13 protein-coding genes are annotated in these 13,677 nt (G+C 55.4%); 3 read left to right on the top strand and 10 right to left on the bottom strand.

All coding sequences use genetic code 11. The features are described from left to right. A complete protein-coding gene (gene chiQ, locus AC2T6E_RS06905; protein ID WP_010428646.1) occupies window positions 1–327 on the top strand; it encodes a ChiQ/YbfN family lipoprotein in 327 nt (108 codons plus the stop codon). 102 nt (window positions 328–429) lie between these two features. Here the strand turns inward: chiQ and fur are convergent, their stop codons facing one another. The 4 genes from fur to ybfF form a co-directional block, all read right to left on the bottom strand. Then, on the bottom strand, window positions 430–876 hold the full coding sequence (gene fur / locus AC2T6E_RS06900; RefSeq protein WP_010428651.1) for a ferric iron uptake transcriptional regulator: 447 nt from the start codon (window positions 874–876) through the stop codon (window positions 430–432). Window positions 877–1,167: 291 nt separating this feature from the next. Then, window positions 1,168–1,698: a flavodoxin FldA gene (gene fldA, locus AC2T6E_RS06895; RefSeq protein WP_089598899.1), complete on the bottom strand. Its 531-nt coding sequence runs from the start codon at window positions 1,696–1,698 to the stop codon at window positions 1,168–1,170. 155 nt (window positions 1,699–1,853) lie between these two features. Beyond that, window positions 1,854–2,141 carry a LexA regulated protein gene (ybfE, locus tag AC2T6E_RS06890; protein ID WP_010428654.1) on the bottom strand — a complete coding sequence of 96 codons (288 nt, stop codon included), beginning with the start codon at window positions 2,139–2,141 and terminating at the stop codon, window positions 1,854–1,856. 128 nt (window positions 2,142–2,269) lie between these two features. Beyond that, window positions 2,270–3,043, bottom strand: a complete 774-nt coding sequence (gene ybfF / locus AC2T6E_RS06885; protein WP_486691019.1) for an esterase — start codon at window positions 3,041–3,043, stop codon at window positions 2,270–2,272. A gap of 183 nt (window positions 3,044–3,226) precedes the next feature. Here ybfF and seqA point away from each other — a divergent pair, with 183 nt between their 5' ends. Both seqA and pgm read left to right on the top strand, forming a co-directional pair. Then, a complete protein-coding gene (gene seqA, locus AC2T6E_RS06880; protein WP_010428659.1) occupies window positions 3,227–3,775 on the top strand; it encodes a replication initiation negative regulator SeqA in 549 nt (182 codons plus the stop codon). A 24-nt stretch (window positions 3,776–3,799) separates the two neighbouring features. Further along, complete coding sequence (gene pgm / locus AC2T6E_RS06875; protein ID WP_148401320.1) at window positions 3,800–5,440, top strand: phosphoglucomutase (alpha-D-glucose-1,6-bisphosphate-dependent); 1,641 nt, start codon at window positions 3,800–3,802, stop codon at window positions 5,438–5,440. 144 nt (window positions 5,441–5,584) lie between these two features. Here pgm and potE read toward each other — a convergent pair whose 3' ends face one another. The 6 genes from potE to kdpC form a co-directional block, all read right to left on the bottom strand. Then, entirely contained in the window at window positions 5,585–6,898 is a 1,314-nt protein-coding gene (gene potE, locus AC2T6E_RS06870; RefSeq protein ID WP_108415862.1) for a putrescine-ornithine antiporter, read from the bottom strand. Further along, on the bottom strand, window positions 6,895–9,093 hold the full coding sequence (gene speF, locus AC2T6E_RS06865; RefSeq protein WP_486691015.1) for an ornithine decarboxylase SpeF: 2,199 nt from the start codon (window positions 9,091–9,093) through the stop codon (window positions 6,895–6,897). The genes potE and speF overlap by 4 nt, the downstream gene beginning before the upstream one ends. Window positions 9,094–9,347: 254 nt before the next feature. Further along, entirely contained in the window at window positions 9,348–9,452 is a 105-nt protein-coding gene (gene speFL / locus AC2T6E_RS06860; protein WP_003858645.1) for a leader peptide SpeFL, read from the bottom strand. A 278-nt stretch (window positions 9,453–9,730) separates the two neighbouring features. Beyond that, window positions 9,731–10,408, bottom strand: a complete 678-nt coding sequence (kdpE, locus tag AC2T6E_RS06855) for a two-component system response regulator KdpE (RefSeq protein WP_182402575.1) — start codon at window positions 10,406–10,408, stop codon at window positions 9,731–9,733. Then, entirely contained in the window at window positions 10,405–13,092 is a 2,688-nt protein-coding gene (gene kdpD / locus AC2T6E_RS06850) for a two-component system sensor histidine kinase KdpD (RefSeq protein WP_486691012.1), read from the bottom strand. The genes kdpE and kdpD overlap by 4 nt, the downstream gene beginning before the upstream one ends. After that, window positions 13,093–13,668, bottom strand: a complete 576-nt coding sequence (kdpC, locus tag AC2T6E_RS06845; protein ID WP_260663055.1) for a potassium-transporting ATPase subunit KdpC — start codon at window positions 13,666–13,668, stop codon at window positions 13,093–13,095. It lies immediately after the preceding gene. Window positions 13,669–13,677: the final 9 nt, after the last annotated feature.

Below are 13,677 nucleotides of genomic sequence, written 5' to 3'. Positions count from 1 at the left end.
ATGAAAAAAATCGTAATCGTCGCGTTGCTGGCATCAGGGCTGGTGGCGTGTGCTCAGACTGAGGCACCAAAAGAAGATTCCCGCCTGAAGGAGGCCTATAGCGCCTGTATCAATACAGCGGAAGGGTCGCCGGAGAAAATCGAAGCCTGTCAGAGCGTGCTGAACGTGCTGAAGAAAGAGAAAGCGCATGAGCAGTTTGCGACGCAGGAAAACGTCCGCGTGATGGATTACCAGGCCTGCATTCAGGCGCGTAAAACCGGTAACGATCAGGAAGTGGCGAAGCGTTGCGATAAGATCTGGAGCGATATTCGCAGTAACAATAAATAAGTTGCTTTACGCCCGGTGGCGCTGCGTCACCGGGCTTTTTTTTGCCCAAAAACAGGCAAAAAAAAGCCAACCTTACGGCTGGCTCAGAGTATAAACACGATATTATTTCGCGTCGTGCGCGTGGTCGTCTTCACGGCAATCGCCTTCAGCACAGTGACCATACAGGTACAGGCTGTGGTTGGTCAGGCGAATACCGTGACGTGCGGCGATTTCACGCTGGCGTGATTCGATGGAATCATCGCTGAATTCAATAACCTTGCCACAATCGAGGCAGATCAGGTGATCGTGATGGTGCTGCTGGGTCAGCTCGAAAACGGATTTGCCGCCTTCGAAGTTATGACGGGTAACAATGCCCGCGTCATCGAACTGGTTCAGCACACGATACACGGTTGCCAGCCCAATCTCTTCACCCATGTCGATAAGACGTTTGTAGAGGTCTTCCGCACTGACATGGTGATTGTCTGGCCCCTGAAGCACTTCAAGGATTTTTAACCGAGGAAGCGTTACTTTCAGGCCAGCCTTCTTTAATGCGGTATTGTTGTCAGTCATGCGGAATCTGTCCTGTTGCTAAACGATTCACTTCTAAAGAAGAAGTGACAGAAAATGCACTTGGGATAATGCGTCTCATTATAGAACTGCCATGACTAAATGAAAACTGCAAGTCTCAAGCAAAGTATGCTTATAAAAACGTGGTATCACCAACAAACTTGTTCGATGGCATCCACTTTTTACCAGGGGGATATTGTACAGGTCTGAACGAAAAAGTTAAAAGTTTGTAGCAATTAATTTAATCGGTTTTACCTGGTAAGCGGGCGCAACCGGAGTTGCGCCACCGGGAAATCAGGCGTTAAGAATGTCGTCGAGGTTCAGTTCTTCGCGAACCTGCTTAACCCATTTCTCAACGCGTTCAGCGGTCAGTTCCGGCTGACGGTCTTCGTCAATTGCCAGGCCGACAAAGTGGTCGTCGTCTGCCAGGCCTTTAGAGGCTTCAAAGTGGTAACCCGCCGTTGGCCAGTGGCCGACAATCACCGCACCGTGTGGTTCAATGATGTCGCGGATGGTGCCCAGTGCGTCACAGAAGTATTCTGCGTAATCTTCCTGATCGCCACAACCGAACAGCGCGACCAGCTTACCGTTGAAGTCAACTTCTTCCAGGGTTGGGAAGAAATCGTCCCAGTCACACTGCGCTTCACCGTAGTACCAGGTCGGTATACCCAGCAGCAGGATGTCATAGCCTTCGAGATCTTCTTTGCTGCTCTTGGCGATGTCGTGCACATCGGCAACGTCTTTACCGAGCTGTTTTTGAATGTTTTTTGCGATATTTTCGGTATTGCCGGTATCACTGCCAAAGAAAATGCCGATGATTGCCATGAGTAAAATAACCTCTTGAAACTTAATGGTATGGTGGCGCAATTTGTCCACGGATAAGGGCAATAATAGCAGAACAGGCAACCCTGCGGAAACAGCTATCGCGCAGGACTGCACTCTGTGCTACATGAAAAGGGTCATAAAGGGGATTTTCAGACTTATGCCTTGCTGCGCAATGTCTCAAGTTGGGTGATTAACATCTCTTCAATCAGTTCGCTGCGGCTGATGTTACGCGCCTCGGCCAGCTCATTTAGTGCATCGACAGCATCGGCGTTCAGCTTCAGTTCGACACGCTTAAGCCCACGATTTTTATCGCGTTTAAGCTGGTTGCGTTTATTAATACGCAGCTGTTCATCGCGCGAGAGCGGATTCGTTTTCGGTCGTCCCGGTCGACGCTCATTCGCGAACAGATCTAGTGTCGTACGGTCCGTTTGTTCTTTGGCCATGATTCTGAGACTTCGGGGGAAATACGCCGCCCTGCTAATGCCCGGGCGATAAGCGCGCCATCATACATCACCGAAAACGGCACGCCAACGACTGGAAGCCCACAACCTTCCAGTCGCTCTCTTTTTAATCAATTTGCAGTATCAGAGAGATAGCGACGAATGGCGCGCAGCACGGCGTCCGGTTTTTCGGCGTGAACCCAGTGCCCGGCACCGGCGATCACATGGGCGCGAGCCTGCGGGAATTGGGCCAGCAGCGTGTCGCGGTAGGCATCGGTAACGTAAGGCGAGTTTCCGCCGCGAATAAAGAGGGTAGGGTGTGGCCACGCGGGGACGTTTCCCCAGCCCACGATGTTGTTGTATTGCTCCCAGAGCACCGGCACGTTAAAACGCCATTGCCCGTCGACAAACGACTTCAGCAGGAACTGCACGACGCCTTCTTCATCCAGATGCTCACGCATCACGGCGGCGGCCTGTTGGCGTGTTGCGACGCCCGCTTCTGTGACCGCATTAATAGCGGCGAAAATCTCATCGTGACGGCGGACGTTGTAATCCACAGGCGCGACGTCAATGACAACCAGCCCGTTGATACGCTCTGGCGCGAGCGCCGTCAGGGCCATCACCGCTTTGCCACCCATGGAATGCCCGATCAGCGTTACCTTCTGCAGGTTATGTGCATCCAGCGTATCCAGCAGATCCTGCGCCATCGCCGCGTACGTCATCTCGTCGGAACGCCCGGAAAGACCGTGATTGCGCATATCAACCTGTAAAATATCGTGGTCGGAAACCAGATCGCGCGCCAGCACGCCCAGGTTATCGAGGCTGCCAAACAGCCCGTGAACCAGTACGATGGGAGAATTATTGTTCGGCGATTGTGCAGATTGCGCTCGGGTATTCAATTTCATGGCAAAGTTCTTTTTTTACGTATGTCAGGTTAGGGTATCATGTTGACCATTCTGCCGCCCGGCTGCAAGGATCCAGTTTAATCTGACTTTTGCCGCCTGCCGGGTTTGACGCTATCCGCTGTTGGGATTTGACCTTATAATCCCAACGACTTGTATTCAGATAAGATATCGCACTGGATTAAGATGAAAACAATCGAAGTTGATGACGAACTCTATCAGTTTATTGCCAGCCAGACGCGGCATATCGGGGAGAGCGCGTCCGACATTTTACGGCGTATGCTTAAAATTTCCGCCGCCTCACAGCCTGCTACCCCTGTCACAAAAGATGTCGTGTCTCAGCCGAGCGTTGTTGCACAAGCAAAACCTGCCGTAATACCGGCAAAAGATAAAGTGCGCGCAGTACGTGAACTGCTGCTGTCTGATGAATACGCAGAGCAGAAAAAGGCGGTTAACCGCTTTATGCTCGTGCTGTCTACACTTCATTCACTGGATAACAAAGCGTTTGCTGAAGCGACCGAGTCGCTGCACGGTCGCACCCGCGTCTATTTCGCGGGCGACGAACAGACGCTGTTACAAAATGGCAATCAAACCAAACCTAAACATGTCCCTGGCACACCGTACTGGGTCATCACCAATACCAATACGGGCCGCAAGTGCAGCATGGTTGAACACATCATGCAGTCCATGCAGTTCCCGGCGGAATTGATTGAAAAGGTTTGCGGTACAATTTAACCCTTGCATCAAAAGGACCAGGCAATGGCAAATCACAGCCGTGCAGGCCAACCTGCACAACAAAGCGATTTGATTAACGTCGCTCAACTGACCGCGCAGTATTACGTGCTGAAGCCGGTCGTGGGCAACGCAGAACACGCAGTGAAGTTCGGCACATCTGGTCACCGCGGTAGCGCGGCGCGCCATAGCTTTAACGAACCGCACATTCTGGCCATTGCCCAGGCCATCGCGGAAGAGCGCGCCAAAAATGGCGTCACCGGTCCATGCTACGTGGGGAAAGATACTCACGCCCTGTCTGAACCGGCGTTTATTTCCGTACTGGAAGTGCTGGCAGCGAACGGTGTGGATGTGATTGTTCAGGAGAACAACGGTTTCACGCCAACGCCTGCGGTCTCTAACGCAATCCTCGTACACAACAAAAAAGGTGGCGCTCAGGCTGACGGTATCGTCATTACGCCATCTCATAACCCGCCAGACGACGGTGGCATTAAATACAACCCGCCTAACGGTGGCCCGGCAGACACCAACGTCACCAAAGTGGTGGAAGACCGTGCGAACGCCCTGTTAGCCGACGATCTAAAAGGCGTTAAACGTATCTCTCTGGATGCCGCCATGGCGTCCGGTCATGTGAAAGAGCAGGATCTGGTTCAGCCGTTCGTGGAAGGGCTGGCGGATATCGTCGATATGGCGGCCATCCAGAAAGCCGGTCTGAAGCTGGGCGTGGATCCGCTGGGCGGCTCCGGTATTGAATACTGGAAGCGCATCGCAGAGCATTACAAGCTGGATCTGACCATCGTGAACGATCACGTCGATCAGACCTTCCGCTTTATGCACCTCGATAAAGACGGCGCGATCCGCATGGACTGCTCCTCCGAGTGCGCGATGGCGGGTCTGCTGGCGCTGCGTGATAAATTCGACCTGGCGTTTGCTAACGACCCGGACTACGACCGTCACGGTATCGTCACCCCTGCCGGGCTGATGAACCCGAACCACTATCTGGCCGTCGCCATTAACTACCTGTTCCAGCATCGCCCGCAGTGGGGCAAAGAGGTGGCTGTTGGTAAAACGCTGGTCTCCTCCGCGATGATCGACCGCGTGGTCGAGGCGCTGGGCCGCAAGCTGGTGGAAGTGCCGGTGGGCTTCAAGTGGTTTGTTGACGGTCTGCACGACGGCAGCTTCGGCTTCGGCGGTGAAGAGAGCGCGGGCGCGTCCTTCCTGCGCTTCGACGGCACGCCGTGGTCAACCGATAAAGACGGCATCATCATGTGCCTGCTGGCGGCGGAAATCACCGCGGTCACCGGTAAGAACCCGCAGGAACATTACAACGCGCTGGCGGAGCGTTTTGGTGCGCCAAGCTACAACCGTATTCAGGCTAGCGCGACGTCAGCCCAGAAAGCGGCCCTGTCCAAACTCTCTCCGGAGATGGTCAGCGCAAGCACCCTGGCGGGAGATCCGATCACCGCGCGTCTGACGGCGGCGCCGGGCAACGGTGCGTCTATCGGTGGTCTGAAAGTGATGACCGAGAACGGCTGGTTCGCTGCGCGTCCATCCGGTACGGAAGATGCGTACAAAATCTATTGCGAAAGCTTCCTCGGCGCTGAGCACCGTCAGCAGATTGAGAAAGAAGCGGTAGAGATTGTTAGTGAAGTGCTGAAAAACGCGTAAGTCGTGATCTGGTGCGGGCTGATGCCCTCACCCCGGCCCTCTCCCACTGGGAGAGGGAGAAAACATTAAAAACGGCAACCCTTGGGTTGCCGTTTTGCATTGACCTCGTAGGCCCGGTAAGCGCTAGCGCCACCGGGCTTTTTTTTAACTGTGCTTATTCTTCAATTCAAACCGCGGTGACACCAGACCGTACAGCGTCCAGCCCATAAAGGTCACCATCGCGCCATACAGCATCGCTTCCTGGCCGGATGAGTAGAGCGCGTAGAAGCTATAAATCGCCCCAATCAATGCTACTACGTTCGCAACCTTCGCCTTGCGTGGATCAACCTTCGCGACTTTCTGAATAATCACCAGCGCCGCCATCGACAGAATGTACGGAATGATATTTGTCACAACCGCCAGGTTGACCAGCACGTTGAACTGGCTGTTCAGCGATGGGCTAATGGTCATCAGCGACAATCCGCTCTGGAAGATGACAATCGCCAGCATGCCCTGCACCGGCGCATCGGCTTTGCTTACGCGGGAGAAGATTTTCGGGAAATAACCTTCATCTGCGGAGGATTTAAACACCTGCGCAATGGTGAACTGCCAGCCGAGAAGGGAACCGCAACAGGACATCACCATCAGACCCATAATCACTTTCCCGACTTCCGGCGTGAACATCTGCGCGAAAGCCAGCCCGAACGGCGCCGTGGAGTTTGCCAGATCCATATTCGGTACGATGCCCGCAATCACGTTAGTCGAGACGATATAGATCACCGCCGCGCCCAGCGTGCCGCCGAGGACCGCAATCGGCACGTTCTTTTCCGGATTCTCTACCACTTCCGCGTTCGCGCAGGCGGATTCCAGACCGAGGAAGGCCCACAGCGTCATGGCGATAGAAGAGCCCACTGCGGTAAAGAACGGCACGTGGTGCGGGTTCCAGGAGTTGGCGTACAGCGTCGGGCTAAACCAGAACCAGCCGATGATGCACAGGCCGACAACCGGGATAATCACGCCCCAGACGGTGATGCTGCTGAGCTGTCCGGTGATACGCGCGCCGCCAAAGTTAGCCACGGTGCAGATCCACAGCACCCCGATGGTCGCCAGCCCAATCTGTACCGGGCTGAGCGTCGCGCCAAACAGCTCCGTACCGTAACCCACCGCGGAGATGGCAATCGCCACGTTGGCGATCAGCAGCGACACCCCGTAGGTATAGTTGGCCATAAAGTTGCCCGACTTGCCAAAGGCGTATTCGGCATAGCCGCCCATGCCGCCAGACTTACGGCTGAACATCCCGCACTTGGCAAACGCCCACGCCAGCGCCATTGAGCCGACTGCCGTCACCAGCCAGGAGATGATAGAGATGGTACCCACCTCTGCCAGCTTGGTGGGCAGCATGATAATCCCGGAGCCCATCATGTTTACCATGGTGAGGATAGTCAGCTGCACCACACCCATCTTATTGGACTTGCTCATAATTTTTCTCCTTTCAGCAGAGATGGCTGAGCGGCGGGTTGTTTAATGACGTAGCAGCGAACCTGTTTTCGACCGTCACACTCCTCGACGTACACGCCCTGCAGCTCCGGCGCGAAGCCCGGCAGAAGGTTGATGCCTTCTTCCAGCGCGGCAAAATAGCGCAGTACAGAACCGCCCCAGACTTCACCCGGCACAACGCACAGCACCCCCGGTGGATAAGGAAGCGCACCTTCAGCGGCGATACGGCCTTCTGCGTCACGCAGTGAAACCAGCTCGACCTCACCGCGCAGATAGGCATAGTTCGCCTCTTGCGGGTTCATCATGACGCGCGGGAAGTGAGACTTGCGGAACATCTCTTTCTGTAGCTGTTTCACGTTGTGGCGGGCGTACAGGTCATGCATCTCCTGACAGATCTGGCGCAGGGTGTAACCGGCGTAACGCTCCGGATGCTGTTTGTAGAGAGAAGGCAGAACTTCTTTCAGCGGTACATCGCTCTCGAGCAGTTTTTCGAAGCGCACCAGTTGAGCAACCAGCTGCTGCAGTTTTCCCATGTCCTCCGCAGGCGTGAGCAGGAACAGGATCGAGTTGAGATCGCATTTCTCCGGCACGATGCCGTTTTCACGCAGGAAGTTGGCGAGGATAGTGGCGGGCACGCCGAAGCCCTCATATTCCCCGGTGCGGGCGTTGATGCCCGGCGTGGTCAGCAGCAGCTTGCACGGGTCGATAAAATACTGGTGCTCAGCGTAGCCTTCAAAGGCGTGCCAGCGTTCACCCGGCACGAAGTGGAAGAAGCGCAGATCGGTCGCAATGTCCGCCGTGTCCCAGCTTTCCCACGGACGGCCATCCACCGTTTCCGGCACGAACGGGCGCAGATACTGACAGTTCTCCAGGATCAGCTTGCGCGCCTCGATACCGTTCACCACGCAGTCCATCCACATGTTGCGGCCGCTCTGGCCTTCATGCATACGGGCGTTGATGTCCAGTGCGGCAAACAGCGGATAGAACGGGCTGGTGGAGGCGTGCATCATAAAGGCATTATTCAGCCGCTTATGCGGGACATAGCGTTGTTGCCCTTTGATATGGCTGTCTTTCTTGTGGATTTGCGAAGTCTGCGAGAAACCTGCCTGCTGTTTGTGCACGGACTGAGTGACCAGGATCCCCGGGTCGTTTTCATTCAGCTCAAGCAGCAGCGGAGAGCAGTCGGCCATCATCGGAATAAACTGCTCGTAGCCCACCCAGGCAGAGTCAAACAGGATGTAATCACACAGGTGCCCAATCTTATCCACCACCTGACGGGCGTTATAGATGGTGCCATCGTAGGTACCCAGCTGGATCACCGCCAGACGGAACGGACGCGCATCGCGTGCACGGCCAGGCGCCACCTCTGCCACCAGCTCGCGTAGATAATTTTCTTCAAAGCAGTGGGCGTCAATGCCGCCAATAAAGCCGTATGGGTTGCGCGCGGTTTCCAGATAGACCGGCGTTGCGCCAGCCTGGAGGAGGGCACCGTGATGGTTAGATTTGTGGTTGTTACGGTCGAACAGTACCAGGTCGCCCGGCGTGAGCAGGGCGTTTAGCACCACTTTGTTGGATGACGAGGTGCCATTCAGCACGAAGTAGGTCTTGTCGGCATTAAAGACTTTTGCCGCATGCTGTTGGGCGATGCACGGCGCACCTTCATGAATGAGCAGATCGCCCATTGCGACGTCAGCATTACACAGATCGGAGCGGAAAAGCGTCTCACCAAAGAAGTCGACAAAATGATTACCGGCTGGATGACGGCGGAAGAACTGTCCTCCCTGATGCCCCGGGCAGTCGAACGCGCTGTTGCCCTGTTTAACGTAATCGACCAGGGCGCGGAAGAACGGTGGGCGAAGCTGGGTTTCGTACTTCAGTGCAGCCGCTTCCAGCTGGCGTCCGTAAAAATCGTTGCTGGTGTCTGAATACTCAAATACGCCATGAATGCGCGATAAATAGTCTGCCGGAATGAATTCTTCTTTGTGCGTCGCGACAAAAACAGGAATGCCAAAACCGGTGGCTTCTATTTCGTCCAGAATACCGCTGGCAATATCCGTGACCGCCAGAACAATGGCGGCAACATCAATATAATCAGAAGCGCGGACATCCACCAGTTCACGCTGGGTAGTAAAGCAATCCGGACATGCACGGCTGGCTGCGATTTTTAAACTTTTCATCTTTCTCTCTTTATTTTAGGTAATAAGCGTCCCTCGATTTCTGGCAAGAAAGAAATCGATAATTTTCCGGAAAAAAAGCAAAGGATGACCGCTGATTAAAATCAGTGAATTGCTTTTTTGATGATTGAAATTCAGTCCGCCCGGTGCGGATGAGTCTGAATCAAGATGAGTGAGCGCACGAGATCACAGGCAATAGCCTGTAAAGTAAGGTGTTTTAGGACGGCCTGTAAGCGAGTGCGCCAGAAGTCGAAGGACTACCGGGCATTAAAGAGATGAAAGTCAAAGCAGTTTCGGTGGGCAAACATCATGATATGTGTTGTCCGCCTTATATGGGGCATTAAACGATTGTTGTTTTCCATGTTTCATTTTCCTTTCAGTAATTGAAAGCATGGTCATTTTATCCAGGAAATGGCGATTAACTGTGAAGGAGATCACCGTTAACCGATCATTTCACAAATAATTAGTCGTTTTTGATGAATAACGCAGATCAAAATGCTGCTTTGTTGGTGATGTGTTAATGTTGTGTTTGTTTGGTGTTTTTATTGGGCGGAAATAATCCGTAAAACAACGTCTGGATTATTTTTATGTCTATTTTGGAAGGTGGTTTTCTTTATTTGAAATTAATATGAATAGTTATTCAAATCATAAACCGATAACCGATACCGGTTTCAGTTAATAAATGGCGAGGGCGCGCGGGGTCAACTTCAAGTTTTTGACGAAGGTGTCCCATATAAATGCGTAAATAGTGACTATGCTCGACGGCATTGGGTCCCCAGACCTGGCTTAACAGCTGGCGCTGAGTCAGCACCTTGCCATGATTGTTGAGCAAAACGGCAAGCAGACGGAACTCGATAGGCGTGAGGTGGATCTCTTCTTCTGCCCGGGTGATGCGTCGAGCGGCAAGATCGACCTGAATGTCACCGAAGGTATACACCGGGTCGGAAGGCGTCGTTGCACTATGACGACGCAATGCGACGCGAAGCCGGGCCTGCAACTCACCAATGCCAAAGGGCTTGATAAGGTAGTCGTCTGCACCTGCATCCAGCGCGGCGATTTTATCCGCTTCTTCCGTTCGCGCAGAAAGCACCAGAATCGGCATTTGGCTCCACTGACGAACCTCTCGGATAAAATCAATGCCATCCCCATCCGGTAGCCCCAAATCGAGGATCGTCAGGTCCGGCTTGCGCGTCGCGGCCTCAATTAACCCCCGTTGAAGCGTACTGGCTTCATGAACGCGCAGGCCGTCGGCTTCCAGCGCGGTACGCAGAAAACGGCTTATGGCGAGCTCATCTTCGACAATCAGGACGTTAATCACAAATCCTCTGGTAATTCATCAAGTTCTGGTGGGGTATCAAGTGGAAGTGTAACACAAAAATGTGCGCCGCCTTCCGGACGGTGCTCTGCCGAAATGGTGCCGCCATGCACGTCAACAATCGCTTCGCAAATAGCGAGACCCAGCCCAACGCCGGGGATCGCAGATTCCTTATTACCGCGCGAAAATTTTTCGAAAATGGCCTTTTCCTGCCCGACCGGAATACCCGGCCCGGTATCCCAGACTTCCAGCTGCAGCGTTTGTGCGTTCACCGTGGCGTTAATGCCAATCTGTGCTTTCGCCCCCGCATATTTAGCGGCGTTTTCGAGCAGGTTAATCAGCACACGCTCGAACAGGGGGCCATCAACGTGAATTAGCGTCAGCGGTTCAGGCATGTTCAATGCGATATGGCGGCCGCCCAGGCCGGGCTCCAGCATTTTCAGCGCGCTCCCGACGACCTCTTCCAGCGTGAGCCACTCTTTTTTGAGGTTAAACCCGCCAGACTGAATGCGCGCCATATCCAGCAGGTTATTCACCAGCCGCGTGGTATTTAGCACATGCTGGCGAATTTCGCTGGCCTGCATCGCATGTTTTGAGCCTTCTGCAGCCAGGTCCAGCGTCAGGATCTCAGACTGACCAAACAGCACGGTGAGTGGAGTGCGTAGATCGTGAGAGAGCGCCGCCAGTAATGAATTTCGGATGCTTTCGCGCTCGCTTGCCAGCCGCGCCTGCTCTTCGCTGGCGGTGAGTGCCAGCCGTTCGAGCGCGCTGGCGACCAGCAGGGTGAAGGTTTCCAGCAAACGTTGCTGTTCGGGGATCATCAGCTGGCGCAGATTGGTCGGCTCAACGATAACCAGCCCCTGATTTTTATCCGCACTGCGTAGCGGCAGGATCTGATAAGGCACGCCTGGCAGAGTGTCCGTTCCTGCGCCTGCGGGCAGCCCTTTATCAAAACTCCAGCGCGCAATGGCTTCATCCCAGGGCGTCATGCCGGAGGCTGAGGTGAGCGGACGAAGGGTGCCATGCTCGCCCGGGAGCAAGATAAGATTACTGGCGTTAAACGTAGAGCGAATAAATTGCTCGCTGGTCTGGACAATATCCAGCGGCGTGCGGCCGACTGCCAGCGATTTGGACATCTCATAGAGATGGCGCGTACGCTGCTCGCGATAGCGTGCAATACGCGCCTGATAGCGAACGCCCGCCGTCAGATTACCAATCACCAGCCCGACGGTGAGCATCACGCCAAAGGTGAGAATGTACTGCACGTCGGACACGGCAAGCGTTCCGCGCGGGGCAATGAAGAAAAGATCGAAGCTGACAACGTTGATGACCGTCGCCAGCACGGACGGCCAGCGTCCGTAGAAGAGCGCCACCACCACCACGCCGAGCAGGTAAATCATCACCAGGTTGGCGGCGTCGAAGGCGATCAGCCACTGGCTGGCAATCACGGTAATCAGGGCGCAGAGCACGACGGCGACAAGGCAACCGCGGATCTGGATCCGCCATTTATCACCAAAGGCGCGGGCATCCGGCGCACGGTTGGGCAGGGGCGTGGGCTTGTCATCCAGCGCCACGATCACCAGATCCAGGTCCGGCGCGCGGCGGGCCAGCTTATCGGCGAAGGATTCACGGCTGAACCAGCGGCGGTGCTGGCGACGACCAATGACAATTTTTCCCAGGTTATGCTCGCGCGCGTAGCGCAGGATGGCTTTATCTTCCTGAGGATCGGAAAGGGTGGCGGTTTCGGCACCCAGTTCCTGCGCCAGCCGCAGCGAGCTGAGGATGGCGCGCCGCTGATGTTCGGGCAGAGCATGCAGCTGCGGCGTTTCGACATACACCGCATGCCAGACGCTGCCAAATTTCGCTGCAAGCCGCGCGGCGGTGCGGATCAGTTTCTCATTGCCGCTACCGTGCCCGATGCACAGCAGAATGGCGTCGCGGGTGTGCCAGACGCGTTCTTGCCCCTGCAGGTCGCGCCAGGCGCGCATCTGGTCGTCAACGCGGTCGGCGGTACGGCGCAGGGCCAGCTCGCGCAGGGCAATCAGGTTGCCTTTGCGGAAGAAATGTTCGATGGCGCGTTCGGCCTGGCCGGCAATGTAGACTTTGCCCTCGTGCAGGCGCTGGCGCAGGTCGTCCGGCGGCAGATCGACCAGCACCACCTCATCGGCGGAGTCAAAGAAGGGATCGGGCACTGTCTCTCGCACCTGAATGCCGGTAACGCCGCTCACCACGTCGTTCAGGCTCTCCAGATGCTGGACGTTAACGGTGGTGAACACGTCGATGCCGGCTTCCAGCAACTCTTCCACGTCCTGCCAGCGTTTCGGATGACGCGAGCCTGGCGCATTGCTGTGTGCCAATTCGTCCATCAGGATAAGTGCAGGACGGCGGGCGAGGGCGGCATCGAGATCGAACTCCGTGACCAGCCGTCCACGATGGCTAATACGTCGTGGCGGCTGTGTGGCAAGTCCTTTCAACAGCGCCGCAGTCTCTTTACGGCCATGGGTTTCCACCACGCCGATGAGAATATCGAGCCCCTGCGCCCGAAGCCGCTGGGCTTCCGTCAGCATGGCGAAGGTTTTCCCGACGCCTGCGCAGGCGCCAAAGAAAATTTTCAATTTGCCGCGATGGGCTTCAGCCGTCTGTTCTAGCAGCCTGTCCGGATCCGGGCGCATGGGCTCGTCGGTCATTTAGTTTTTCCTTAGCGCGTCCAGCGCCAGATTCAGCTCAACAATATTCACTACCGGCATGCCGATGAAGCTGACCAGCGGCTTTTGCGTATGCTCAGCGACCAGCTGGCTCACCTGCTCAATGGTTAACTGACGGGCCGCAGCGACGCGCGGAATTTGCCATGCCACCGCCTGTGGCGTCAGGCTGTAGTCCAGCCCGCTGGCAGAGGCGGTGACCAGTTCAACAGGGACTTCACGGCTGGCCTGCGGGTTGGCGGCGCGCAGGGCGGCAACGCGTTCTGCAACGGCTTTATCCAGCTCCGGGTTGCTGCCCGCCAGGTTACTGCCGCCGGATGCCATCGGATTATACGGGCTTTCCGCGGTGGCGGAAGGGCGGCCCTGGAAGTAGCGCGCGTCCGTAAAGTTCTGACCAATCAGGCGTGAACCGCGGGATTCTCCGTTCTGGATAATCTGTGAGCCGTTAGCCTGCTCGGCAAACCACCACTGACCCAGCGCGGTAGTCGCCAGCGGGTAAAGCCCGCCGGTAATAAGAGACAGCAGAATAAATAACAGTATAGCGGGACGTAACATCGTCATTTGATTCAC

The sequence above is a fragment of the Enterobacter sp. B79-1 genome (assembly GCF_057444735.1).
This window is presented reverse-complemented; position numbering and strand designations above follow the sequence as displayed.